The following is a 24,697-nucleotide window of genomic DNA, read 5'->3' on the forward strand; positions in this document are numbered from 1 at the left end:
GCTCTCCTAGAGGATCAGTACGTTGGAGTCGAGCAGGCCGTGAACTGCGTCATCGACGATGAACGCGGACCCGATGGGGGCGTGCTCCAACTCCCATGAGGTCTGCCAGCGGTTCGGCGCGGAAAAGCTGTGCCGAATGCCGCGGATATAGGCCTCGCGGGTGTCGGCGGCAACGCCGGGCGGGCGGCGGACCACGGCGATCCGGTCGCCGAAGTCGAGGCCGAGCACCAACGGGTACAGGGCGTCCTCGTTGACCCGGGGGTCGATGGTGATGCCGTTGAACCGCAGTTGTGGGGTGGCCTCGCGGGCGCGGACGTAGTCGACCCAGGTGGCGACCTGGGCGTCGGTGTCGAGATCCAGGGCGAACGTGTCGGGGCCGCGATCGCCGTACCGACTGCGGGACACCTCGTCGCTGGACTCGAACACGGTGGCACCCTCGACATCCCGGGCCGCCCGGACCAGGTTGATCTGGCCGGTGCGGTCATAGGAGATGTCGAGCTTGTCGACCCAGGGCAGCTCTCCCCCGGCGGTGTCGCTGCCGAAGGTAGCCTGCAGGGTGGCGCCGTCGAGGTAGAGGCCGTAGCGGTCTCGGAACCGGATCGTCCCGCCTGGGGTGGCCCACAGGTCGCCGACTTCGGCCAGTGCGGTGTCGCGCAGCCCGTCGAGGACGTTGCCTCCCAGGGTGGTGGCGGCCAGGGTGACGGTGCCGGTGTCGATGTCCCGGCGGCCGGCGGGCCAGCCGATCGCGTCGAGCCACAGGTTGGCGCGGGCGCCGGACAACTGCCCCGCCCCGGTGGCCGCGATCTCGCCCCGGTTGTAGCCGGCCACCGAGGCCAGGGCGTCCGAGGCGGTGATGACGACGACCGCCTGATCCGGCCACCGGTGCTCGGGCAGCCACGCGTCGACGGTGCCGGTGAACAACGGGTAGACCTCGCCGGCCCACACCTTCGACAGCTGGATGCTGATGCCGGGCAGCGGCTCGTCGATGGTGGCCGGGTCGAGATCGCCGTTATCGTCGCGCAAGGTCAACGTCAGCGTGCCGGCCGCATACTCGACCAGGGCTCCGGCGTTCTGGCTGGAACCGCGGTCGATCGAGAACTCCATGACCCGCTGGTGACCGGCCGCGTCGGTGGAGATGTCGGTGGTCAGTCCGTCGGGGGCGAGCAGGCCGACGTCGAGCAGGCCGGCGACCGGGTCGTCGAGGCGCAGGTATTCCTCGGGGACGCCGGCGCCGGTCGAGAAGCCCACCCGCACCAGAAACGTCACGGCTTCTTCTCCTGCCGCCACCTCTTGCCGTTGGTCTGCTCGTACGCCTGGATGACGCCGACGACGGCCTTGCCGACCTCCGCCGGGTGCGCGGTCGGCGGCACGTTGATGGTGATCTGGTAGGTGTTGCCGCCGGCCAGCGCGGCCATGGCGTTGGGGCCGGCGATCGGCTCGGGCATGCCGGTCCAGTTGGGGATGACGTTGTAGCCGGGCCGCAGGGTCCGGAAGCCGCCGTCGTCGAGAGCCGCGTGGATGTGGGCGTTACCGCCCGCGAAGTTGTGCTGGTTCCATACAGCGCCCCGGAAGGTGTGCGGACGTCCGTTGAGCAGGTTGAGGTCCTGCCACGGGGTGATCAGCTCGCGCAGCCTCGGCCCGAACACGCCATGGATGAACTCGGCCCAGCCGCGGATCGGGGCGATGTCGATGGCCCGTCCAGAGGCGTGATAGCTGGTGTTGCCGGACAGGGTCGTCGCACCGGGCCGCAGCCCGGAGATCAGCGGCACCGAACCGAACGCACCACGCAACGCGCCGAGGACACCGGAGATCCCGGCCTGCAGGCCACCGACGCCGGAGCTCTGGCCGCCGTACTCGCTGGCGCCGAGCAGGCCCTTGGCCTTGTCGACCAGGCTGCCGACGAGCTTGCCCGCCATGCCCTTGAGCATCCGTGCGAACGGGTGGTCACCGATGCGACCGATGAGCCCGCCGACCTTGCCCTTGACCCAGTTCGCGGGGCCGGAGACGAAATCGGCGATGTCGCCGAAGCCGTCGCCGGTGCGCTTCTTCGCCGGGCCGGCGTGACCGTGGCCGTCGCCGAACCCGCGGGGCAGAGAGATTGGTGACACCTTCGGGCCCCCGAAGAAGCCGGACACCTGGTTGAAGGCGCCGATGATGCCACCGTTGATCACCTGCTCGACGACGAACCGAACAGGTTTCTTGGCGAGTTCCTGAAGGCCGTCCCAGATCTTGCCGATCGCCGCGGTGCCGCTACGGAAGGCATCCGGGATGGTCTTGGTGATGAAATCGCGCAGTGGCGCGAAGACCTTGTCACGGATGAATCCGTACGCGTTCTGGATCCCGTCACGGACCGCCCGGAACGCGCCGACGACCTTGTCTCTCATCCATACGAAGCCGCTGGCCAGCTGGCTGTAGGCGCGCTGGAGCGATGGCCACAGCGTGCCGGTGAACCAGGCTCCGACTGCGGAGATCGCCGACTTGATCGCGGCCCAGACTCGGAGCACCACGGTGCGGAAGGTCTCGTTGTTCTTCCACAGGTAGATGATCGCCCCGGTGATCAGAGTGATCGCAGTGATGGCGAGGCCGATCGGGCCGGTCAGGAACCGCCAGGCCACACCGAGGGCGGTGGTGGCCGCGGCGGCCAGCCAGGTCACCGCGGTGCCGGCGATGGTGGCGACCCGAGACGCGGTCTGGGCGATGGTGCCGGCGACGGTCGCCGCGGTGGACCGGGCCATCGCCGCCGCGTCGAGGGCGAGCACCCGCAGCCGTAGCACGAACGTGCTGTTCCAGAGCTTCTGCACCGTGGCGGAGATGGCGGTGGCCGCAGCGTGGATCTTGACTCCGGCGGTGTACAGCTGAATCGCCCCGTAGGCCACACCGAGGGTGATGACCACGCCCTTAAGGACGTCGCGGTTCTCGGTCAGCCACCCGGACAGCGCCGACACGGCCGGGATGAGCGCGGTCAGCGCGGTCGCCGCAATCTGGGTGAAGTAGGGCAGCAGTGGCGCGACCGCCGCAACCAGCCCGGCAAAGGCCGGGGCCAGGCCGCTGATGGCCGGGGCGAGCACACTGACGGACTGGGCGATGGCAGGCAGCACGGCGCCCAGTGCGGTGCGCATCGACTGGCCGAGGGTGCTCAGCGTGCTGAAGATGCTGGTGAGCGCGGTGTTACCTTCACCCGCCTTGAGGAAGGCCTCGACCTGTCCGGTCAGCTCCCGCAGATTGGTGAGCAGGCCACCGCCGTCGACACCGCTCGCGGAGAAGACGGTCTTGATGATGCCGCCGACGTTGCCGAGGATCGCGCCGAGGTCCTTGATCGTGGTAATGGCGTTGTTGAACACCTCTTTGATCCGGCCCGACTTGGCCGCGGCGGACACGAACGTCGAGGCCTTCGTCGCCGCGTCGGCTAGTCCGTCGGCGATGCGGGGCAGCATCGGCGCGGTGGCCGCGATGAGATCGGCGAAGGCGTTGGTGACCGGAGTGACCGCCCCGCGGAGTTGGGCGAGCGCCCCGGAGGTTCCGGCGAAGAGCGCCTTCACGGCGTTGAAGACCCGGGCCTGGCCCGCAGCGCGGGCGAACTTGTTGCCCAGGCCGCCGAGCTGGGCGGCGACATCGCCCATCTGAGTCTTCAGCAGGGGTAGGTACTTCTCCGCCAGCGGGGTGACGTCGTTCTGCAGCGGAGCGAAGAATCTGCCGCTGACGGCGGCGCGCAGCCCTTCGAGCTGGGGCTTGAGGTCGATGATGCTACGGGCGAAGGTCCGGGCGGCCGGCGGTAGCTCCTCCAGGGCCTTCTTGGCCTGCTCGGCGGTGCCGGAAAGCCCAGCCTGGACGGCCTCGCCAACGCCCATGACGGCGACCTTGAAGACCCCCGACGCGACCTTCACTGCGCCGAGGGCAGCGGGCAGCGCCACCAGGGCGCCGGCCGCCGGAGCGAGCGCGGCGCCGAGGTTGGCCACGGCCGGAGCGGCGGAGGAGGCGGAGGCGGTGAGCAGGGTGAGCCGTCCGGCCGAAGCGGCGACAGTCTTGGCGAAAGCGGTGCCCTGGGCGGAGAAGCCCTTGGCCATACCCGAGCCGAGGGTCTGCCCGAGGGACTGACCCGCCTTGCGTGCGTCGATGCGGCGCAGCCGGCGGGTGAGTTCGCCGTCGAAGCCGTCGGTGTCCGGCTTGACCTTGACGTAGGCGGTACGCAGGACGGCCATCAGGTGAGGTCCCTGTCGAGGGCCTTGGTCCGGCCGGCGCCGTTCTTGATCGCGGCCGGGACCAGGTGGGGCTTCGGGGTGGTGTCCTCGGTCCCGGTCTCGACCATCCAGCCGTACCAGCCCTGCGGAGCCCAGCCGACGATGAAATGCACCGCGCGCGTGCGGGGGTCGAAGACCCGCTCGACGGCGATGCTGCGGCGCAGGGTGCCTTTGCGCTTGGGGGCCAGTCGGCGGGCGTCGCGGCGGATGGCGTTGGCCACGGCCCGGGTCTGCTTGGTGACTTCGGGCATCTGCGACAGCGCGGCGAGAACCTCCCGGCGGATCGGGCGGGGGTCGAGGCGCACGGCATCCACCCCCTCCGGGGTCGTCAGGTAGGGATCTCGCCACGCATCAGGGCCGCGGCCCGTTCGGCTCGGCGGGCGTCGGCCCGCTGGTCGGCGGGCAGGACGGGGCTGCGCAGCCAGGCCTCGAAGGCGAGGTAGCCGCACCCGGTGGCGCACTGCTCGCGGGTGCACTCGGTGGCGTGGCTCTGCCGGTCACGCAGGTGGATATAGATGATGTTGCAGAGCAGCCGGGGTGAGATGCGGTTCAGCCACCCAGCACCGAGGCGACCGGGGTCATCCCGCTCAGGGCCGGATGTTGCGGCGGCGAGGCCGGGGAGGGAGTAGACGAGGTGTTCGAGGTCGTCGAAGTTCCCGGCAGCCCATCGGAGGAGGTGGACGCCGGCACGGTAGGGCGGCCGCTCTGCGCCTCGAACAACGCCATCGCCAGAGCGAGTAGGCCCTCCAGGTCGCAGCACCGGGCGACGGCGAGCCGGTAGAAGCGGCGGAAGGCTTCGTCGTCCGGCGGGTCGTCGCCGACGGCCGGGGCGGTCAGGGAGGTGCGCATCGCCTCCCACATCGCGCCGAGGCTCTCCTGGTCGTCGATCTTGCCGGTGGTGGCGGCGCCGATCTGGAGCATGATCATGGGCGGGATGACCCCCACGACGATGAACTTCTCGCCGAAGAAGTCGAAGTCGTCGCGCTCTGCGGGGTCGAGCTCGCGGACGGCGGCGCCGAAGGATCCGAGGTGGGTCACGACCGGCTCCTCACGGAAAACGCAGCCTGCGCCCGGTTGTAGGCGTCGAAGAAGCCGGGAGTCGTGCCGTCGAGCAGCGCCCTGACCTTCTCGACGGGCAAGTGGTAGAGCGCGTAAACGAGACCAGCGCCAGCGTTGATCTTCTCGATGGCATCACGGCCCAGCGAAGCGTTGGCGAGCAGCACCTCCAACTCGGGTGAGATCTCCGGCTTCACGGTGAGGGTTACTTCCTGCTGTCCTGCCACGTTCATCTCCTGGCGGTTGACGGCCCAGCCCCGGACACCGCCAGGCGATCCAGGACTGGGCACGAAGAAGCCCGCTCACCGGGCGGTGGCGGGCGAAAGGGTGGGTGGATCAGGTGCCCTGGGCCAGCGAGCCGGCAGTCCAGCGCTTGTACGGGGTCGTGAGCACCGACGCGTCCGGCAGTTCGACACCGAACTCGACGGGCAGCAGGGCCTTCGTCTCCAGTGCGGCCCGGGCGGTCTCGACGCTGCCGCCGTTGAAGCACTGCGGCCAGACGATCAGCTCTTCCTCGTCGAGGCTGTGGAAGGCCAGCGCGACCCGGACCTCGGCGCCCATCAGTGGCGGCACGTAGGCGGACAGCTTGGTCGCGCCGGAGCCGGAGACCACGATGGTGCCGCCGTTCATGGCGAGCTTCCAGTTGAGGTCGGAGATGTGGGCCAGGCTGAAACTGACCGTGCCCTCCTTCTCCGTGGTCACCCGGCGGATCGGATACTGCGACTCGGCCACCCGGATCGCCTCGACGCTGGTCGACTCGTTGTAGGTCAGGCCGGCGTCGGTGGCACCGACCTGGACCCAGGTGTTGGTCACGAAGTCGTAGACGACCTTGCTACCGGCCGCGGTCGGGGCGGGCATGGTGGTCAGGCCGTACTTGTAATAAATGATGCCGGGGCCGGTCTTGACCTGGCCTGGGGCGATGGTTGGTGTGGCCACCGGTTACTCCCTCTCGCTGGTGGCCGTGGAGACGGCCTGCCGGGCTGCCTTGGTGTTCGGGCCGGACACGTAGTCCTCCCAGCCGTTCTGCTTGACGTCGGTCTCGTCGACCTTGTCCCCCACCCGGAAGGCGAAGACGCCGCGACCGGGATCGCCGAGCGGGATGTCGGTGGTGACTACGAGCTGGCTCATGACCCCTCCGGGTAGCAGGTGCAGGAAATCTGGGTGATGTATCTGGCGCGCCCGGTGGTGTCGTCGGGTGACCAGAGCTGGGACAGCTGAACGGACAGGCCGCGGACGTGGCCACCCGCAACTGGGCCGATCAGGTCGTAGATGCAGACCTCGGTGGTGCGGGCGAGCGTCTTGGCCTGGCCCTGGTCGCCGCCCCAGGACTCGATCTGGAAGTCCTGGCGGTCCTCCCACGGCCACTCCGGGGAGCCGCCGAGCGAGGTGACGCGCTGGGCAGGATCGGTGCCGGCGGCCAGGCGGGTGCCGACGCGGCCTTCATGTAGCGGGACGAGCGCGGCGTGGCCGGACAGGAAGGCCACCAGCACGGCGTCCAGGTCGGGCAGCAGTTGGTACGCCACGCTCACCTCACCCCTGGTTCACCGTCAGCAGCACCGCTTCGAGGTGGTGCACGACGCCGCGGCGTTTCCAGCGCTGGACGTCGCCGTCGATCTCGTAGACGTCGCCGTCCCATGCGATCCGGTCGGAGGCGATCACGTCGGCGGTCGCGGGCAGGATGAGCCGCCAGCGGGTGGTGGTTCGCTGCTCGTCGACGACCTGCTCGTCGGTGGCCAGCGGCTGGACGTCGGCCGGGTAGGCGGCGTCGTCGGTGCTGCTCCAGTCCGGTCGCTGATTGCCGTAGCCATCCGGTACGGTGGCCGCCCGCTGCCGGATGACGCTGTCGCGCAGTTGCACGGCCGCCTCCTTCTACGGGCGGACAACGGTGCCGGAGTAAGGCCGGGGCACTGTCCCTGAGTAGGGCCGCACGATCGTCCGCTTGATGCGCAGCACCTCGGTGGCTGAGCCGGTGTCGGTCAGCGTCTTGACGGTGATCGAGTCGTCGGATCCGGTGGCGGAGTCTGCGGCCAAGCCGTTGTCGGCCAGCGCCAGGGTGGCTGCGACGGTCAGCGCCTGATCGGCGGTGCCGGTATCGGACAGAGTTACGGCGGCGCCGGAGGTGAGGGTCTGGGCCGCGGTGGCGGTGTCCGCCAGGGATACCGCGGCGGCGACCGTGAGGGCCAGGGCGGCAGCCGCCGTGTCGGTGAGTACGGTCACCGCAGACACAGTCAAGGTCTCGGTGGCCGTACCGACGTCGGTGAGCTGCTTGTTGCTGCCGGTGCCGTTGTCGAGCGCGTCGGCTGCTGATCCGGTGTCCGCCAGCGCGACCACCGCGGCGGCGGTCAGGACGTCCGAGCCGGTAGCCGCTTCGCTGAAGGGCACCGTCGCCGTGGGTGTCAGCGTCTCCGCCCCGGCTCCGGCATCCGCGAGCGGGGACGCCGCGGTGACGGTGAGGGCATCGCCTGCTGAGCCGGTGTCGGTCAGCCCGGCGGCCGCGGCGACCGAGACCGCGTCGGAAGCGGCACCGGTGTCCGCGATCGCTACGGCGGCGGTGACCGTAAGGGTGTCGGTGGCTGACCCGGTGTCGTCGAGGTTGATCGGGACCGGGCCGGCGGTGACGGCGTGGATGAAGCGGCGGCGGGCGGCCGGTTGCCGGCGCAGCGGGCCGCGGCGCGGCCAGCCCACAGGTCAGCCCTGCTCACGCACGTAAAGGGTGCCTGACATGGTCAGCGAGTCAGCGGGGGCGGCAGCGAGCCGGACCACCAGGGTGGTGTCGGCTTGCGTGAGTTCCCACTCGCAGCCCTCCGGCAGCCACAGCTTCTCGCCGGACGCGACGTGGAAGGTGTCGGCGTGCAGGGCCACGGCAGTGCCGGCGCTGGCCGCGGTGGTGTTGCAGGTCTCGGCGGTGAACCCGGCCGCGGTGTCCGAGCGGTTCAGCGGACGCGGGGTGGTGGCGGTGCCGCCGGAGCCGGAGGTGGTGTGCCCGCGCAGCACTGTGTACGGCAGGAGTTCGGCTGCGGCGTCGCCGACGTCGCTGCTCTGGCCGATGAACAGGCCGATGACCTCGCACGGCTTGTCGTCGGCCGGGGTGATCTCGAACAGGTCGACTGCGGCGGTGACCGCGACGGCCGAGAAGCTGACAGTGTAGATGCGGTTCTGCGCCACCCGGGGCTCCTATCGCATGACGAGGCCGCGCGCGGGGCGGCGCGGGATGACGAGGGTGCCTGCCGCGCCGCCACCGGACGCCTTGAACGCGAGGATGATGTGCTGCCGGTCGCCCGCCACGGAGGTCCAGGAACAGACGGTGCTGTACGACCCGGCGCTCCCGGCGATCAACTCACCGATGAAGGTCTTGCAATCGCCACTGACGATCGGGCTGGACTCGGGGCTCAGCGTGTTCGTGAACCCGTTCGACCAGGACGGTGCGCTCGGGGAGACGCCCGAGTAAGAGTGCAGCAACGCTGCGGCGAGGATGAAGTCTCCGGCGCCGGTGGTCGTCACGGTGGCCGCTGTGGTGACGGTGCCGTTGGAACCGGCGATCGTCGAGGAGTTCGAGGCGTCGATCGGCAGGCTGACGCCGCTCAGTTCGTGCACGGTCATCGCGGTCCGGGCGCTGGAGCCGGGCGTCACGGTGATCGTGGACTCCGTACCGGCGGCCGCCTTGTACCAGCAGTACGCACCGTTGCCGTCGATGATGGAGGGGCCGGGGGTGAATCCGGCGGTGCTCATCGTGACGGTGGCGTCGGAGTTCGCGGTGGCCACCAGGATGTTGCCGGCGGTGGGGGTTGCCCAACCGTCCCCGGCGCCAACGGCGAGCGAGGCGACCGCCCCGGCGGAACCTTTCCCGAGGCGCTGGACGACGGCGGCGACCACCGGTCACACCACGTCGAAGGTCAGGCCGTTGAGGTCGTCGGCGGTGATGTACGGGCCGTCCGGGGCCGGCGCGTTGGCGAGCTGATTAGCCGTCACCGAACGGCCACCGGCGGGGATGTTGACCCGGCGGACCAGGGCACCGTTCTCGTCGTTGATCCTTACCCGGACGGTGCGGCCGAGCTGGTTGTCGGCGATGAGCGCGCCGGTGCCGGCCGCGTACACGGTGCCGTCGGGGGCGGTCCAGGCCGTGGGGTTGTTCCGCAGCGCACGCGTGGTGGGGTTGAAGAACCAGGTGACGGTGAGGACCGGCAGGCCCTGGTCGTTGGTCAGCATCATGATGACCTGGCCGGACAGCGCGGGCATGGTGGCTCCGATCAGCTGAAGGTCACGACGGCAGATGCGGTCCAGGTCTGCCCGCTCGCCTTGGTGCCCTGGGCAATGCCGGCCTTGCGGTTGAACAGCAGGGCGCCCACCGTGGTGCCGCCCGCGGCGGTGCCGGAGGTGACGTCCAGGCCGAACTCGTTCCAGGCGTGGTTGCCGTCCGCGGTGCCGAACGTGGCGCTGAAAGTCAGCGTGCGGGTGCCAAGCGAGCCGGCGCCGGAGACGGGCTGGAAGTAGCGGTTGGACGCGCCGGCCGCGGCGGCGAGATCGGTGTCGGTGTAGGCCTCGGCGGTGCTGCCGTTGCCCACGCCGATGCGTACATGGGTGGCGTCCAGGGCCTGGGTGGCGCCCTGGTTGGTGAGCAGGTTCATCAACCGGGTCCAGCCGGCGTTGGTGATGAGGTTGCCCAGCACCTCACTGGTCTCGTACGACTCGACGCCGAGCTGCCTGAAGTCGGCGCCGGTCGGCGCGGCCAGACCGGTGCGGGTCTTCACCCAGCGGGTCTGGTCGGCGTCCCAGCGCTCCACCCGCCACAGGGTGGTGCCGAACGACCGGTCGGCGAGCGGGGTGCGGACGCTGACGCCGAGGTGGTCGTGTGCGCGTGCGGTGTCGGTGCCCACTGGGCCTCCTCAGACGCAGGTGTTGGGGTTGGTGGACGACCAACGCCAGTCGGGTTCGGGGAAGGAGAACAGCGGGCCGCCGGCCGGGATCCCACCGGGGCCGCCGTAGGTCTCCCGGGCGGCGGCCAGGATCTCGGCCTGCCGCCCCCGTTCCCAGGTGGAGGAGACGGCGCCGGTGGTCTCGGTGGCCAGCAGCTCCGGATTGTTGTAGGCCAGGCCGGCCAGCTCGACCGCCCACGTCCACAGGTCGTCCGGGACCGGGTCCGGCCAGGCGGCGAGCCGGGTGGCGGACCTGAGCTTGCCGGAGGCGATCCGCCGTGCCCTGACGGCGGTCTCGACGTCGAGGTCAGCCCGTTGCAGGTAGGAGGCGAGATCGGTCAGCTCGAACAGGTCCGCCACGGCGTCAGCTGCCGTACTTGTCGCGGAGTTGGTCGCGGGTCAGGCCGCCGTCCTCGGGCGCGGCCAACTCGGAGTCTGGGGCGCCCTTGCTGCGGGCGTAGTCCGCCCACTTCGCCCGGGAATCCCCGCCGTTCGGCTTGCTGGGTGCCGGGGGCTCCTCGGACTCAGTGGCGACGGGTTCCAGCCGGGCCTCGGTGATCATGCCCTTGCGCAGGTGCCGAGCCAGGTCCTCGTCGTTGACGCTGGCCGGTACGAGAGCGCCTTCGTGGAAACCGCGCAGGACCGGCTGGCCGTTGTCGTCGAGCACCCGCAGGGTCACGTACGGCGCGGCCACCATGTGGGTCGTCATCAGCTCACCACCCCGGTGATCTCCTCGACGGCGCCGCCTTCGAGGACGACCGGGACGGTCTTGCGGCGGGCCTGCAGGTCCCAGGCGTCGAGGTCGTCGTGGCGGATCGCCTTGACCTGGACGGCCAGGTCGGAGACCGCGTAGCCGGGGGCCCCGTCCATCTCGTCGGCCATGCCACCGAGCGACTTGGAGTCGAGCACCAGCACGGACGTCGTCAGGGCCGGGGTCTTGAGGATGGTCAGCCCGGCGACCTTCTCGATCTCGCCGGTGTAGACCGGGTTGTCAGTGGACTCGCGCTGCCGCAGCGTCGCGATGAGCTCGGACAGCATCAGGTAGGTGTAGGCCTTCGGCGAGACGACCAGGGTGTCCGGGGTGTAGCCCTGGTTGCGGTCCTCGATGCGCTGAACGCCGAGCAGGATGTCGTCGAGCGGCTTGCGGTTCGCCGCGGTCGCGTTATCCCAGGTCCCGGCCGTGGCGGTGTCCGCGGCGGCCGACTGGATCGCCGACATCGATACGGCGTCGACCTGCTTGATGACCGAGTTGACGACCTTCTGCATGCTCCGGCCGATCGCGTCGCCGGCGTAGGCGCTGCGGGCGATCTCCTCGTCGGTGAGGCGGTGCTTCTGGCCCCACTTGACGATCGCGGCGATCGCCGCGGTGCCGGTCGGCAGGCTGGCGAACGGGTATTCCGAGCCGGGGGCGACGGCCTCGACCGTGCGGTCGGACACGAACGGCTCGGACTGGTCGTAGAGCACGGCGCCGCCGTTGGAGCGGAACCGCTGGGTGAGGATCTGGTCGGAGACGAACCGCAGGTTGCGGAACGTGCGCAGGACCCTCGCGATGAAGGCCGGGTTCTGCAGAAGCCGGCTGATGGTCAGCGTGTCGCCCGACAGGGTCGGCGCAGCTGCCGGGTAGGTACCGGGCACTGTCTACTCCTCTCGGGGTTTACCGGCGTCCCTGGACGCGCAGCTTGAGCGGCGATCCGGCCGCGGTGGTCAGGGCGGTGCCGATGAGCGTTCCGGCGGCGGCCAGGGTGGCGATGACGCCGGTCTTGACCTGGCCGTTGGCGTCGGTGGCGATGCCAGCGCCGCTGGTGATGGCGCCGGAGGCCTCCAACTCGTGGACGACACCGTCGAGCGGCCACACGGTGACCTTGGCGCCGGAGGCGGCGTCGAAAGCGGCGACCCCGACCGCGTCGGCGGCGTCGGCTCCGGCCTGGGCGACGGTGCCGCTGCCGGACTCGACCAGGACGCGACCGCCAGTGACGGCACCGGAGGTGGTGGCAGTCCACGGCTTCGCGCCGCCGGTCACGATGGGCTGGTAGTCGGCCATGTCTCAGGAGCCCTTCGTGTAGGTCGGCGAGAAGAACCTCGCGAACTCGTCGTCGAACTCGGAGTCGTCGCCGGCCGAGCCGATCTCGGAGACCGCCACGACGTTCTTGGTGAGCCCGGCCACGACCTCGCGGGTGCCCTCGGGGTCGGCGTCCCACAGCCGCGCCCAGTGCTCCTTGCGGGCCGGGGCGAACTTCCCGTCGATGACGGCCTGGTTGAGGATCTGGTCACGCTCGGCGATACGCCGCTTGCCCTCCTGGGCTTCGAGGCGCTTGAGCCGGTCCTCGCGGTCCTGCCAGGCCGAGACGTCCACGGTCATGGTGCCGGGGGCGTTGCCGGGCTTGGGCTTGGCCACGGGCTCCGTGTCGGGAGCCGGGGCGGTCGACGCAGCGGTGAGCCCGGCCGACGTGAGCGCGGCCTTCACCTCGTCGTCGGAGGCGTCGGCGGTCAGACCCAGCGCCTCTCGGATCTTTGCCGGGTCCATACCGGCTCCTCTCGTGTTCGGTGCCGCCCCTGGCGGGGTGGATTGGGTGGATGCGGCCGGAGCCGGTCGGGCGGGGATGCGCGGGGGTGGTGCTGCGGCCCGGCCGGCGTAGGCGAACCGGCGGGTGTCGAAGCGGTCGACGCTGGCCAGCGAGTCCCACAGGTCCCACGAACTGCTCGACCTGGCGCCGGGGGTGATGTGCCGGTCGGAGGCGGTGCCGGTCTCGTCGGCGGCGGCCGCCCGGTCGGCGAGACCGGCCTGGACGGCTTCCTCGGCGGTGTACCAGCTCTCGGCCTTCATGACCGCGCGCCACTCAGCCGCCGGTATGCCGGTGCGGGCCGCATAGGCGGCGGCCAGGGAGTCGCTGGTCGAGTCGAGCATGTCGGCGGCCTTGCGCATCTCGCTCGCGTCGCCCTGAGCGAATCCCCACGCGTCGTGGATCATCATCTGGCTGCCGACGCCCATGACGATCTCGTTGCCGGCCATGGCGATGACCGAGGCGGCCGAGGCGGCCCAGCCGTCGACGCGGACCTCGACGTGGGCCCGGTGCGCCCGCAGGACGTTGGCGATGGCCACGCCCTCCTTGGCGGCGCCGCCCGGGCTGTTGAGGTGCAGGACGATCCGGTCGACGTCGAGGCCGGCGACCTCCTTGACGAAGTCCTCGGCGGTGGCGCCCCACCAGCCGCCGATCTCGTCGAACAGGTAAACGTCGGCGGTGGTGGCCGGCTTGGGTTCCTCCGCCGGGCTCTGCGGCTCGGCCACGGCAAGGACCGGCGGACCGATGTGGAACCACTGCTTGGGGGCTGGGCTGGTGGTCACGCGTCCTCCGCGGGTGGTGTGGTCGTGGTGGGGCGCGAGTCCTTCGGCGGCAGGCCGAACTGCTGGCGGGCGGCTTCCTCGAGGGAGCGGTCGGGCAGCAGGATCCCGGCGTCGGCGAGCATCTTGATGGCCTGGGCGGTGGCGGCCTGGCGAGAGCCGATCTCGTCGAAGACCAGCCGCGGGGCCGGTTCGGTCTCGCCGAAGTTGAGGTCGACGATGTCCTCGATGACGTGCTGGGTGACCGTGTCGGCGATCTGCTGAGCCAGGGTCTGAAGGCTCAGGGTGAAGAAGTCGGCGAACGTAGTGCCCAGCGCCCAGCTGCCGGTCTGGGTGCCCAGGTTGAGGAAGTGCGCCAGGACGGCCCGGCCGATCTGCTCGTCGTGGTACCGGATGGACGGCAGTGCGGTGGGCAGGCTTCCCTCGACGCCGGCCAGCCGGAGTTTCGCGCCGTTCGGGGTGGCGGAGCCGGCTGACTCGCCTGAGCGCCAGGCCTTCGCCATTGCCAGGCCCGGACCGAGGTCGGCCTCGCCCTCAGCGCCCTCGTAGACGGGGATGCCCATGCCGTTGCGCTCGATGGTCTGTGCGTCGACCCGCAACAGCCTGTCTTTGATCAGCCAGTGCTTGTACGCCGGCCGGAGCAGCGACCGGCCGAGCCAGTTACCGCCCTCCCGGTCGTGAACGTAGGCGACCAGCCGGTCCACCGGGATCGGGCGCTGAACGTGGTCCGCCCGGGCCGAGTGCTGGATGATCGAGATGAGGCCGCCGTCGGGGGCGACCTTGATGTCTTCGATGGTCCTGGGCAGTCGCGGGGCGAGCTTGCGCAGCCGGGCCCGGCCTGCCTCGATGCGGTAGACCTGCTCGAAGAACATGTGACCGAACGGCAGCATGAGCAGCGCCAGCCGTAGGTGCTCGGCCCAGGAGAACCGGTCCCGGGTACGCACCGGTGCAGCAGGCTGCCCGTCGCCGGCGATCGGCAGGCCCAGATCCTCAGCCACCAGTCGCACCACGTCGTCCCGCGCGCCGGCCGGATCGATGCGCCACGGCGTCCGGCGGACGGGGAAGGCGACGGCACGGAGCACCGAGGCGCACTGGGCGTCCTGGGAGCGCATGGCGTCGTACACGCCGACCGAGCGGGGCCACTGAAGCTCGGGCGTCGGCTCGTCATCGAGCGTCATCCACCAGTTCGACAAGCCGGTGTTCTGGGCGTACCCGATCTCGGTCTGAGGGACGGCGACCACGACGACCCCCTTGATCGGTCAGAACCCGGCGCCCGCCAGGTAGTCGGTTTCCGCACGGTTCGATCCGGACAGGGTCTCCACCAGCGGCGACGGCGGCGGTGGCGTCTCCGGCGGAACGACGGACAGGCCCCAGAACGCGCCCGTGGCGCCAACGAGAGGGCAGATGTCGATGTCGGACTTGCGCCGGGACCACACCCACAGCCCGTCGCCGACGTCGCGACGGCCAGCGCCGGCCAGGGCCTTGCGCAGGACCGGCTCATCCAGGTGCCGCAGTGCCCGGTTCTCGACCGCCGCGGCAAAAGCCTCACAGGCCTGGCCCATGTCGCGGGGTGTCATCAGGGTCGGCTCAATGCCGGCCTCGCGTAGGGCGGGCAACAGTGCGCCGGCGGGGCCCGACGGGTCAAGCACCCAATCCAGGGGCCGATGCTGCCGTAGCTGAGCTGCGCGCTCCGCCACCCAGGTCGAACCGGGTGAATGGGCGACGAGCTCGAGGTGAGGCAGGCCGTCTGGGCGCCACATCGCTGCGGCGATCGCAACGGACTTGAGGCCCGGCGAGGCGTCGATCATGAACACGGGCCGGGTGGTCGGGGCGGAGTTGGCGTCGAAGCACAGCGCCCACGCCTCAACGGGTAGTTCGCCGGCGCCGATCGGGTCGGTATGCCAGCCGAGGCGCTCGCGGCCGAACTGCTCCGGCGTCGGCATGGAGCGGCGCTCGTTGCGGATGTACTCGTACGAGATTCGCTTGCCGAGCGCGTGATTCGCGAGCAACCACAACGTCTCGTCATCCAGCGCACAGCCGTCCACGCCGACCATGTGCGTGCATTCGGGCCCATCGGCGCACCCGGGATCGTCCCAACTGCCGGGGGCGCACCTCTCGATGTAGACAAGTGAGGGGTCGCCGCCTTTGCGCCCACGGTCGCGCAGGACCCGGAGGTGATCGGAGCGCAGCACGGCGGCCGAGGAGCCATACATGATCTGCGGATCACCGGTGATCGACCGGGCGGCGAGGGTGGGGATGAGCGCACCCATCGAATCGGCGCCTAGGAACAGGGCCTCATCGAAAACCAGCCGCTTTCCGCCGAGGCCGCGGCCGCCGCCCTCCGACCGGGCGAGGAACTCTAAGAGAGCGCCCTGGCTGGTCCGCGACTTGCCGTGCAGCTCGATCGCCTCGTCGCCTTTGCCCTCACGGATGGCTTTGACCCGCTTCGACAGTTCGGGGGTGGCGTCGATCAAGTTCTTGAGGTCCATGAACGCTTCTCGGGCGGTCTTGAACAGGTGCGCTGTCCACACGATCCGGTCAGGCTTGAGCAGGAACAGATCGAACACGACAACGGACATGAGCACGCCGCCGGATTTGCCGTTCTGGCGCGGCTCGATAATCACCTCTTCGAACGCCGCCCAGCGCCCACCAGGCCGGTAGGCCAGCATGCAGGTGACGTCGTGCACCTGCTCGGCATCCAGTTCGCGGCCCGCGAGCCGCATCAGGTCGACGGCCTCGTCACCGTAAGAGCCTGCGCTTGGCGGGACCCACAGGTGCGCCGGAGCGATCGGCTCACTCACCGGAGGCCTTCTTCAGACGCCGCTCAGCCAGCTCGTCCAGGAAGTCCGGCTTCCCGGGAGCCGGCGGAACCAGCGCTGCGATCAGGTCTGAGTGGCGCTTCGCCAACGAGGCCACCGCGGCAGCCGAGGCGAAGGGTGAGGCCATACGCTCGGCGAGCAGCAGAGCCTGTTGACCGAGTGCTGTGTTCAGCTGACCGGCCCGGTCGAGTTCCTCCCGTGTGATCGCGACCAAGAGGGGCTCTGTCTTGTCGTCCGGCGTTGCGGCCGGCACGGCGCCGAGCTGCACCACCTTTGCCTTCGGGCCGACCAGACCCGCCCGGGACGCCCGGGACCGGCACGTCGAACTGCAATAGGTCGCCCGCTCCGACCGTGCCCGGAAGACCTTGCCACAGGAGCAGGTCACATCGTGCTCCACGGCTGCCTCCTCGCTGGTCAGGCACCGTTGCAACAGTTCGCGTCAGTGCTGCGGACTGTTGCAACACCCAGACAGGGAGGGGACAACTGACTCGCGCGGGGGTCACGCGGTCTGCGGCCCGGATTTTTTCTGCGCCTCGGGATCACCAGGTCCGCGAGTGACGGAGCGCGGCGCGCTGGCCGTTGGTGACCGCAGCTCCACGGCGCCCACCCTCGGCACGGTTACAGCGAGCATGCTCAGGCCCGGTCCATCGGGTGCGATCCGGGGTATGGCCCAAGTCCCAGTCACTGCCCGGCTCGATGCGGCGGCCGGGCTCGACACACTGGGCCGCATGGCAGTCAACCAGCCCGGCCCTGACTTTGGGCTCCCACTGCTCTCGCAGCTGCTGATGCCGGGCACCGTATCCCCGCTCACTGGTGGTGGCCTTAGCAGGCATGGCCCCCTCCAGGTTCAGCAGCCAGGGATCGCCTCCTCACCAATGCACTCCACACCGTCGGCGTTGGTGCGCACGGGGTCAGGTACGGCCGGGGTGTCGAAGGTGAACGCCGGCGTCGGGGTGGACTCGCTGAGCCGGTTGCTGACGTCGGAGAGCGCGGATCCGGCGGCGACCCCGACATAGAGCAGGAGCAGGCACACGATGCTCACCAGCACCGCCATGACGGTGAGGGCGATGTCACGGGCCTTCTGAAGGCCGGTGCGCTGCTGAGGCCTGGTGGTCGTGTAGTCCGTCATGATGGGCCCTTCCGTCCGTGGTGGGACGGTCAGGATGCCGTGTCCGGATCCGGTACGGGATCGGCTGCTCAGGTGCCCGGCATGGTCCTGTGGGTGGTATCCACATCGGTCACCAGGCGTGCCCTGACAGGGCCATCACCCACAGCGTGGCCAGCAGACCGAGCAGGGCGAGGGTGATGCCGATGAACAGGCCGATCAGTCCGTCGATGATCCAGCCGCCGATGTAGGCCCACAGGGTCTCGGGCGCACGGTGGGACGTCATGGTCACCCCCGGGAATGGCGACAGCCCGGGAGCTGTGCGCTCGACCGGGCTGTGGGCAGTCCTCTGCCATCACCAGTTTGGAGAATGATCTAGACGTCTGTCAAGCGGCCCACGCTGCGCGTTTACGCCCTCGACTACCAGCCCGCTTGGCCGCATCGATGCGGATCGCTTGGCTCAGCGGGTACCGCACCTGGGGCCGGCCGTGGTCGTCGGTCGTCCGGGCCTTGGTCAGCCCGTCATAACGGGACCACCAGCGGACCGCATCCGCGGTGACGCCCTGACCGATGTGCCCGGCCACCTCGTCCGCCGTGCCCCACCACTCCCCCGCCACCTCAATCACGGCCGGGCTCCTGCCACATCGGCCCACAGCCACGCGCCGGTACACGTGGTGCACTCGACCACCCGATCCGGCTGCGGGGGCTCCAGGCGCATCACCAGGCTGACCGCGTCGCACCAGGGGCACTTCACCCGGGGCACGTACTGCCGGTCGCCGGGCAGCGACAACAGGCGCCGGATCCGGGAGTCGATGCGGTCGGCGAGTTGCCAGGTGGAGAACGCGGCCGGCTTGCTGAGCTGGGGCAGGGCGGCGACGATCCGGACGAGGCTGGTGACGCCGGCCGGCGGCAGGTGCTGGGCGACGTTGGCCAGCTGGCCGGTCACCTCCTCGAGCAGGGGTGTGAACCGGTTCTCCCGGACCGGGCCGGTGAGCTGGAGCAGGGCGTCGGTGGTGGGGTCGCTGTGACCACCGAGCGCCTGCCGGCCACCCCAGACCGGGCTCTTCAGCGGGTCGGCGGCGGCCACCCGCTCGTCGGCGATCGCCTTGTCCTCGGCCGCCTCGCGGTCGGACAGCGTGCTCAGCGAGGCGCGCAGCGACCACAAGGCGGCGGAAGCCCGGAGGTGCTCGGGGGTCGGCAGATCTGTCACGTCGGCGCTCCTCAGGGTCGTCCGGGTGGTGATGGTGGTGCTCATGCCGAGTCCCGCCAGGCGAAGGAGGGCTCGGACGCCTCGGCCTTGATCTCGATGCCGTACAGCTCCCGGCTCATGCAGCGGACCAGCGCGGCGGTGGCCTCGACGGCGTCGGCCTCGGGGACCATGGCCACGATCTCGTCGTGCACCGGCAGAACCACACCGCCGCCCCAACGGGTCCGGTCCCACTCCAGAAGGGCGTCCACCAGCAGCTCGCGCGCGGTTCCCTGGATGCAGTTGTGCGAGAGGTAACCGTTGGCCACCAAGGTCCGGGTACTGGTCTGGATGGATGTCAGCTCCAGATCACCGGCGCCATCGACAGCGACTACAGCCACTGACTCGGCCAGTCCCGCTGTGATCGCAGCCCCCTCGTAGACATCCTCGAACCGGTGCTGGAAGCGCTCCGGCTGCAACGTGCCAAGCACGCGCATGATGTTCCGGACTCCGCTGACCTGCACGAGGTCGGTCGGCGAGGTGCTCTGTGGCGCCCGACCGTGGTACCCGAAGGGCAGCCCGAGTTCGGTCATCCCGGCACAGAAGGCGTCCATGACCGGACCCTCAAGCTGGGCGAAAGTCAGCCCTGTGGTTTGGTGGCCGGAACCGCGGGACTGGAGCGAGCCCTCCCCGTCGTACAGACCCGCCAGGTAGCCGGCCGTCCGCGAGGCGCCCTCCTGCCATGTACCGAGTGAGAGCAGCGAATCTCCTGGCCGAAGAGCATCTGCCCGGATCCAGCGGATACGGGGACCGCGGTGCGGCACCTTCAGCGGGCGCGCAAGCCACAGGTGGTCGGCGCTGCATGTGGTTGCCTTCCCATCCGCCGTTCGGACAGTCACGGACGGCTTGACCACCGTCGACACCTTCTCCGCGATGGCGGTACGCATCCGGTGGTACTTATTCCCGCTGCCCGCGTCGCCGGGAAATTCGTCAAAGGCGACGAGCCGGTCACCTGGCCGGATGTCAGCGGCTGAGACGTGCCGCAGGTCTGATCGCAGGATGGGGGTGTCCGGCGTGAGGCAGTAGTTCGGGGCCTTGTGGGGGAACTGCCGGTCGAGGTGGATGACCCGGCCGGCGTAGGTCGGCATCTGGGTGGCGCCGCCGCGGACGGCTCGCTTGACCTCGTCGGCCCACCGGACGTAGCCGGGGGCGATCTGGCCGAGGGCGTCGACCACGGCCTGCATGGTCGATTCGGGGACGCCGACCTGACGGGCGAGACTGGCCACGCCACCGCCGTAGGCCCAGCCGAAGACACCGCGCTTGGCGGTGTACCGGTCGGCCTTGGTCCAGCCGGCACCGAAGGCCTGCTCGGCGACCATGGCGTGCAGGTCGACGCCTTCGCGGAGCTGACGGATCAGTTCCGGGTCCTGGCTGAGCGCGGCCATGACCCGGATCTCCACGCCGCTGAAGTCGGCGGAGACCAGGACGTGGCCGGGATCGGCGGTGATGCAGGCGCGGACGCCGCCCTGGCGCGGGAGCTGCTGGAGGTTGGGGCGCACGCAGCTCATGCGGCCGGTGTCGGTGCCGAGGGTGTAGACGGTGGGCCGGGCCCGACCGTCGCCACGGTCGCAGAGCACTCGGTAGGGCTCCAGGAACGTGGTGAGCACTGTTTCGTGGTGCCGGTAGTCCAGGACGGCTGTGATGAGCTCACCGGCCGTTCCGGGGGTGCTCTTGAGGCCCTCGAGAACGCCGGCGGCGACGCTGGGCTGGCCCTCGGGGAACTTGGCGCTGGGCTGGGTGCGGGGCAGGGTGACCCCGAGTTGGGTGAGCCGGTCGGCGAGCTGCCGGTCGCTGCCGGGGTTGTCCAGGCCCAGGCCCCGGATCCGAGCGGCGGCGGCGTGCATGGCCGGGGTGTGCTCGGCTTCGAGCCGGGTGACCTGGTCGCGGTCTACCCGGACGCCGCGGTGCGCGACCCGGGCGGTGATGCGCTGCACGGCCCGTTCCCGTTCCACCACCTCGGCGGGAAGCTGCGGGAGCCGGACGGCGAGGGCGGCGGTGTCGAGCACGTCGCTGGCGGCGTACCGCTCCATCGTCTCGCTGGTCGGGTCGACCTGGGCCCAGCCGGACTTCTCGACCGGAGTAGTGGCCTTGGTCTCGGTCAGCCAGCCGTGCAGCTTGAACATGTGGCCACGGGCCTTGTCCGCCTCCGGCGCAGTGGCCGCGCTGCCGAGCAGGGTGCCGGCCAGCTGCTTGAGCCCGGGGTCGCTGCCGGTGCTCTGCGGGTCGGCGAGCTTGGCCGGGATGACGGTGTCATGCATCCGCTCCCAGGCGGACTCATCGGTCAGCCCGGCGTACACGAGTGGCACCAGGTCGGCGGTGGCCGAGTGCGCGTGCAGCCGGGGTGCGCCAGCCAGGGCGGCCCGGATGACCTCGGCCTGCGCCGGGTCGGCCGGGTCGAGAACCACAGCGGCCTGCTCATCGCCGAGCTGGGCGGTGCGCAGCACGTAGTCGGGGTGTCCGACCGGGTAGCCGGAGTGCTCGACGTCCACGGTCAGCGCGCCACCGGCCCGGACCACCGCCAGGCCGATCTCGGAGGCGGCCCGGGCGGGGTCGATCGCGGTGATGGTGCCGGCCCGGTCGACTAGCACCGGCAGCGGGGTGCGCTCGCCCACCGAGGTTTGCCGGGCGGCTTCCTTCTCCGCTGCCTTGGCCGCCGCCTTGGTGTAACGCCCTGTAGCCGAATCGGTCCGCCGGGCCGGTGTAGGGGCTTCGTTGTCCCCGGGAGGTTCCGGGAGGTCTTCCGAAACCATCCCTCCGGTGGTGTTATCCGAGGTGGGGGCCTCAAAAATAGAGGGCGTAGGGAGGGTGGAGGGTCCGGCCCCCCTTTGGTCTGTATTTTCTTCTACCTCTACTTTTTGTGACTCAGTTTTCTGGGCAGAGGAAAAACCCTCCCTACCCTCCCTAGACCTACTAGAAAGTACGCCCTGAGCTGGGGTAACTACCTCCGGACGGTTGCCTCGGAAACCTTCCGGAACCTCCCCTGAGCCTCCCTGAGACCCTCCCTGTAGTCCTCCGGGTGCTCCCATGAACGCAGCCAGCGTGGGCGGGGTGGGGGTGATCCCGAATCCGCCGTTCAACACGGACAGTGGCCGGTACATCCGGCCGTCACTCTTGTGCGCCGGGTAGCCCAGCTCGGTGAGCCGACGGCCGAAGCCCGTCTCGGTCGGCAGGGACAGGCGACGGAACCGCGGGTGCTCCTGGTGCCAGCGGGCGAACAGCTGGCTGTAGAGGATCCGGCTCTGGGTTCCCGGGTCGCTCGGCACCGTGCAGGTTTCGACCCACTCCTGGATCGGGTCCTGCCCTTCGGCGATCTCCTCGGCCAGGCCGCGGATGCTGATCGGCGCGGCCGTGGTGGCGGCGGTGTCGCGGTCGGCGAGGAAGGCCGCGGCCTCGCGCATCATCGCCGCGAGGATGCCGGGAGCCTCGGTGGTCAGCCCGTCGCCGAGCAGGGCGACCCTCAGCGGCCGGACGATCTCCTGCGGCGTGTCGCACGGGATGAGCCGGACGCGGGCGCGCAGGGCGGGGTCGGTGAGGTTGGGCTCGGGGTTGGTCGTCATGACCAGGGTGTGGTTGGGCTTGAAGGTGACCGGGTTGGCGCGCATGGGCCGGCCGGTGAGCGAGCCCCCGCCGGTGAGCTGCTTGAGTCGCTCGGTGGCGTCGTGGCCGCGCTTCGGCCCTTCGTCGATGAACGACAGCCGGCGGCCGCGCAGGTCGTACAGGATCGCGTCGTGGGAGTTGTCCTGCGAGCTCAGCAGCTTCGGGTTGGCGGCGTGGGCGTAGCTGCCCAGCACCGTCACCAGCATCTCGATCAGCGAGGTCTTCCCGGACCGCTCGCGCCCGTACAGGATCGGCAGGGCGGCGTCCGGGTAGCCGGTCAGCGCGATCGACAGCACGCGCATCGCCCAGGCCCGGACCTCGGGGTCGGGCAGCACCGCGGCTACGAAGGCGTCCCAGCGCGGGGTCGGCACGGTCGGGTCCGGGGCGCACAGGGCTGTCCGTAGGTGGGGGGTGTTCGGGTCGACCCAGTGCGCGGGGGTGGGCACGTCGCCGGAAGTGCGCAGGTTCCACGGCACGCCGCCGGCCCACAGCACCTCAGGGTTGGTGTCCAGTTCGGTGATGCGCAGTGAGGCCGGGTGGTCGCTGCGGACGATGGCGCGCAGCTTCCGGCCGATCTTCCCGGTGCCGCCGGAGCTCATGAACAGCGCGTGCCGAGCGGCCTGCCAGTGCGCTTCAGTGCGGTCCTCGGCGTTCTTCGGGATCGGGCGCTCACCCAGCGGCATGAGCTCGGCGAGCAGCGAGATGATCCAGTCGGACATGTCGTCCGCGCATTCCTCCCACACGTCGCGGCCTCGTTTGACCCACAGCCCCGCGTCGGTGGCGTAGCGCAGCGCCGGGTACATCCGGTAGGCGACGGCCTTAGCCAGGCCCTGGTCGGTGGTGTCGCCGGCCGGGTCGAAGGGCGTCCCGCCGAGCACGCCGAACACCGACCAGGGCGGTTCCTGCGACCCTCCGGCGGCCGGGGGCAGTTCCCCCTCGCGGGCCACTGCCTGCGCAGCCTCGGAATTAGCACGCTCCTGTTCGGGGGTGACGACGTAGAACGGCTTGGTGGCGCCGTCGTCGAGGCCCTGCTGGATCCAGAGCAGGTCGTCGGTGTCCGGGGTGCCCCAGACGCCCGTGACGGCCTTCTCGAGCAGGTTCTGGGCGTCGAGCCGGTCGAGGTAGCCGCCGCCGGTGTAGCCGCCGAGGGTGAGCGCGGCGCGCAGCAGGACGGTCCGGAAGCCGGTGCCGGAGCCGGCCGTCCAGCCGGACACCTCAGCCAGCTTGCCCTCGATCGCCTTGTCGGCGGCGGCGGCGGCCTGTGGCTCGCGCTGGGACATGAACTCCTGCCACCACTGCGGACCACCGGCGACGCGCACAGTGTCGGTGGAGGCCTTCAGCTCCCGGATGCGGGCGGCCAGGTTCGCCCCTGACGTGTCCAGCAGGCCGAAGCGACTGAAGTCGGGTGCCTGGTGCCAGCGGTACGGGATCGGCTCGCCGGTGACCGCGCTGACCCGCACGGTGGGCGCGATGAACGCGAACCCCCGCGACGATCCGTCTGCCGCGCCGCCCTTGACGTCGACGCCGGGCAGCACGTTGTCGCGGGAGCCGACGCCGAGGGAGGCGATGAAGCCGTGTGCGCCTCCCGACGGGGTAGCGGCGAGCGCCAGGAACTGCGGGGTCATCCCGTTGAGGGCGGTCGGATCGCCGCCGTTGCGGGGGTCGAAGTCGATCAGGTCGATGCCGCAGCCCATGACCGCGCACAGCGCCAGCCCGGGCCGCCACTGGTCGACGACGGCCGGGTCGGGGACGGTCTGCTCCCAACGCGACGGCGGCCGGTAGCCGGTCTTGGCGGTGGCGTCGGGGTACGCGATGAAGATCGGCACCCCGGCCGTGGCGAGCCGGCGGGCGACGTCGAGCGCGGCCGCGATCTCCTCGGGGGTCACAGGTTCGCCTTCCGGCTCAGCGGGTCAGGGAGGCCGTAGTCGCGGACGGCACAGAACAAGGCGTGCCGGGCGGCGTCGCGGGCGTGGCGCATCCCCTTGGTCAGCTCCAGCAGGCCAGCGGCGTCGAGGCGGGCGTCGGTGGCCCAGGGCTTCACCTCGGCGGCCGAGCGGGCGTGCACCTTGCATCGGGTGTGGCCCCACTCCTCCAGCGCACCGATGACGCTGCGGGTCCGGGTGCCGGCGGCCGCGGTGGCCGACCTGGCCGCGCGCCGCCCGACGACGAACCGCTCGTAGGCCAAGGCCTGCCCGATCCCCTCGCACAGCGCGGTGGCGACGGTGAGCAGGACGCCCGGGGTCACCTGGAGCGCCTCAGCGCCGATCAGGCGGGACGGCTCAACGCCGATCAGGCGGGACGGCTCAACGCCGCGTGAGTCGACGATCAGGTGCAGGCGGACGATGCCCGGGAGCGGGCCGGGATCAACACCGATGACGTACAT

Annotated in this window: 28 protein-coding genes; all 28 read right to left on the minus strand. The window is 70.4% G+C overall.

Going from position 1 to position 24,697, the window contains the following annotated elements:
• Positions 1-6: 6 nt before the first annotated feature.
• On the minus strand, positions 7-1,266 hold the full coding sequence (locus Q0Z83_RS29625; RefSeq protein WP_317786512.1) for a hypothetical protein: 1,260 nt from the start codon (positions 1,264-1,266) through the stop codon (positions 7-9).
• Positions 1,263-4,199: a phage tail protein gene (locus Q0Z83_RS29630; RefSeq protein WP_317786513.1), complete on the minus strand. Its 2,937-nt coding sequence runs from the start codon at positions 4,197-4,199 to the stop codon at positions 1,263-1,265. Before Q0Z83_RS29630 ends, Q0Z83_RS29625 begins: the two co-directional genes overlap by 4 nt.
• Positions 4,199-4,543, minus strand: coding sequence for an HK97-gp10 family putative phage morphogenesis protein (locus Q0Z83_RS29635; protein WP_317786514.1), 345 nt, complete (start codon positions 4,541-4,543; stop codon positions 4,199-4,201). The genes Q0Z83_RS29630 and Q0Z83_RS29635 overlap by 1 nt, the downstream gene beginning before the upstream one ends.
• A gap of 244 nt (positions 4,544-4,787) precedes the next feature.
• Complete coding sequence (locus Q0Z83_RS29640) at positions 4,788-5,276, minus strand: hypothetical protein (protein WP_317786515.1); 489 nt, start codon at positions 5,274-5,276, stop codon at positions 4,788-4,790.
• Entirely contained in the window at positions 5,273-5,521 is a 249-nt protein-coding gene (locus Q0Z83_RS29645; RefSeq protein ID WP_317786516.1) for a hypothetical protein, read from the minus strand. Before Q0Z83_RS29645 ends, Q0Z83_RS29640 begins: the two co-directional genes overlap by 4 nt.
• Positions 5,522-5,630: 109 nt before the next feature.
• Positions 5,631-6,230 carry a hypothetical protein gene (locus tag Q0Z83_RS29650; RefSeq protein ID WP_317786517.1) on the minus strand — a complete coding sequence of 200 codons (600 nt, stop codon included), beginning with the start codon at positions 6,228-6,230 and terminating at the stop codon, positions 5,631-5,633.
• Between the two features lie 3 nt (positions 6,231-6,233).
• On the minus strand, positions 6,234-6,422 hold the full coding sequence (locus tag Q0Z83_RS29655; protein ID WP_317786518.1) for a hypothetical protein: 189 nt from the start codon (positions 6,420-6,422) through the stop codon (positions 6,234-6,236).
• The gene (locus Q0Z83_RS29660; RefSeq protein ID WP_317786519.1) at positions 6,419-6,817 is read right to left on the minus strand and encodes a hypothetical protein; all 399 of its coding nucleotides are present in this window, start codon (positions 6,815-6,817) and stop codon (positions 6,419-6,421) included. The genes Q0Z83_RS29655 and Q0Z83_RS29660 overlap by 4 nt, the downstream gene beginning before the upstream one ends.
• Before the next feature lie 7 nt (positions 6,818-6,824).
• Positions 6,825-7,151, minus strand: a complete 327-nt coding sequence (locus Q0Z83_RS29665) for a head-tail adaptor protein (RefSeq protein WP_317786520.1) — start codon at positions 7,149-7,151, stop codon at positions 6,825-6,827.
• 12 nt (positions 7,152-7,163) lie between these two features.
• The gene (locus Q0Z83_RS29670; RefSeq protein ID WP_317786521.1) at positions 7,164-7,979 is read right to left on the minus strand and encodes a hypothetical protein; all 816 of its coding nucleotides are present in this window, start codon (positions 7,977-7,979) and stop codon (positions 7,164-7,166) included.
• A 3-nt stretch (positions 7,980-7,982) separates the two neighbouring features.
• Positions 7,983-8,459, minus strand: coding sequence for a hypothetical protein (locus Q0Z83_RS29675; RefSeq protein ID WP_317786522.1), 477 nt, complete (start codon positions 8,457-8,459; stop codon positions 7,983-7,985).
• Between the two features lie 9 nt (positions 8,460-8,468).
• A complete protein-coding gene (locus Q0Z83_RS29680) occupies positions 8,469-9,167 on the minus strand; it encodes a hypothetical protein (RefSeq protein WP_317786523.1) in 699 nt (232 codons plus the stop codon).
• 3 nt (positions 9,168-9,170) lie between these two features.
• Entirely contained in the window at positions 9,171-9,530 is a 360-nt protein-coding gene (locus Q0Z83_RS29685) for a hypothetical protein (RefSeq protein WP_317786524.1), read from the minus strand.
• A gap of 11 nt (positions 9,531-9,541) precedes the next feature.
• Complete coding sequence (locus Q0Z83_RS29690) at positions 9,542-10,168, minus strand: hypothetical protein (RefSeq protein WP_317786525.1); 627 nt, start codon at positions 10,166-10,168, stop codon at positions 9,542-9,544.
• A gap of 9 nt (positions 10,169-10,177) precedes the next feature.
• A complete protein-coding gene (locus tag Q0Z83_RS29695; RefSeq protein ID WP_317786526.1) occupies positions 10,178-10,567 on the minus strand; it encodes a hypothetical protein in 390 nt (129 codons plus the stop codon).
• 4 nt (positions 10,568-10,571) lie between these two features.
• Positions 10,572-10,916 (minus strand): hypothetical protein, encoded by a 345-nt coding sequence (locus Q0Z83_RS29700; RefSeq protein WP_317786527.1) that lies wholly within the window; start codon positions 10,914-10,916, stop codon positions 10,572-10,574.
• Entirely contained in the window at positions 10,916-11,842 is a 927-nt protein-coding gene (locus tag Q0Z83_RS29705) for a phage major capsid protein (protein WP_317786528.1), read from the minus strand. The genes Q0Z83_RS29700 and Q0Z83_RS29705 overlap by 1 nt, the downstream gene beginning before the upstream one ends.
• A gap of 19 nt (positions 11,843-11,861) precedes the next feature.
• The gene (locus Q0Z83_RS29710) at positions 11,862-12,248 is read right to left on the minus strand and encodes a capsid cement protein (protein ID WP_317786529.1); all 387 of its coding nucleotides are present in this window, start codon (positions 12,246-12,248) and stop codon (positions 11,862-11,864) included.
• A 3-nt stretch (positions 12,249-12,251) separates the two neighbouring features.
• Positions 12,252-13,550, minus strand: a complete 1,299-nt coding sequence (locus Q0Z83_RS29715) for a head maturation protease, ClpP-related (protein WP_317786530.1) — start codon at positions 13,548-13,550, stop codon at positions 12,252-12,254.
• Positions 13,547-14,788: a phage portal protein family protein gene (locus Q0Z83_RS29720; protein WP_317786531.1), complete on the minus strand. Its 1,242-nt coding sequence runs from the start codon at positions 14,786-14,788 to the stop codon at positions 13,547-13,549. Before Q0Z83_RS29720 ends, Q0Z83_RS29715 begins: the two co-directional genes overlap by 4 nt.
• 18 nt (positions 14,789-14,806) lie before the next feature.
• Entirely contained in the window at positions 14,807-16,348 is a 1,542-nt protein-coding gene (locus Q0Z83_RS29725; RefSeq protein WP_317786532.1) for a hypothetical protein, read from the minus strand.
• Positions 16,341-16,763 carry a hypothetical protein gene (locus Q0Z83_RS29730; protein ID WP_317786533.1) on the minus strand — a complete coding sequence of 141 codons (423 nt, stop codon included), beginning with the start codon at positions 16,761-16,763 and terminating at the stop codon, positions 16,341-16,343. The genes Q0Z83_RS29725 and Q0Z83_RS29730 overlap by 8 nt, the downstream gene beginning before the upstream one ends.
• A gap of 450 nt (positions 16,764-17,213) precedes the next feature.
• Positions 17,214-17,495, minus strand: a complete 282-nt coding sequence (locus tag Q0Z83_RS29735) for a hypothetical protein (protein WP_317786534.1) — start codon at positions 17,493-17,495, stop codon at positions 17,214-17,216.
• A 109-nt stretch (positions 17,496-17,604) separates the two neighbouring features.
• Complete coding sequence (locus Q0Z83_RS29740; protein ID WP_317786535.1) at positions 17,605-17,757, minus strand: hypothetical protein; 153 nt, start codon at positions 17,755-17,757, stop codon at positions 17,605-17,607.
• Positions 17,758-17,857: 100 nt separating this feature from the next.
• The gene (locus Q0Z83_RS29745; protein ID WP_317786536.1) at positions 17,858-18,097 is read right to left on the minus strand and encodes a hypothetical protein; all 240 of its coding nucleotides are present in this window, start codon (positions 18,095-18,097) and stop codon (positions 17,858-17,860) included.
• Positions 18,094-18,726: a hypothetical protein gene (locus Q0Z83_RS29750; RefSeq protein WP_317786537.1), complete on the minus strand. Its 633-nt coding sequence runs from the start codon at positions 18,724-18,726 to the stop codon at positions 18,094-18,096. Before Q0Z83_RS29750 ends, Q0Z83_RS29745 begins: the two co-directional genes overlap by 4 nt.
• On the minus strand, positions 18,723-24,200 hold the full coding sequence (locus Q0Z83_RS29755; RefSeq protein WP_317786538.1) for a DNA polymerase: 5,478 nt from the start codon (positions 24,198-24,200) through the stop codon (positions 18,723-18,725). The genes Q0Z83_RS29750 and Q0Z83_RS29755 overlap by 4 nt, the downstream gene beginning before the upstream one ends.
• Complete coding sequence (locus Q0Z83_RS29760) at positions 24,197-24,697, minus strand: hypothetical protein (RefSeq protein WP_317786539.1); 501 nt, start codon at positions 24,695-24,697, stop codon at positions 24,197-24,199. Before Q0Z83_RS29760 ends, Q0Z83_RS29755 begins: the two co-directional genes overlap by 4 nt.

Origin of the sequence: Actinoplanes sichuanensis, assembly GCF_033097365.1 — a bacterium.
Classification (GTDB): Bacteria; Actinomycetota; Actinomycetes; order Mycobacteriales; family Micromonosporaceae; genus Actinoplanes; species Actinoplanes sichuanensis.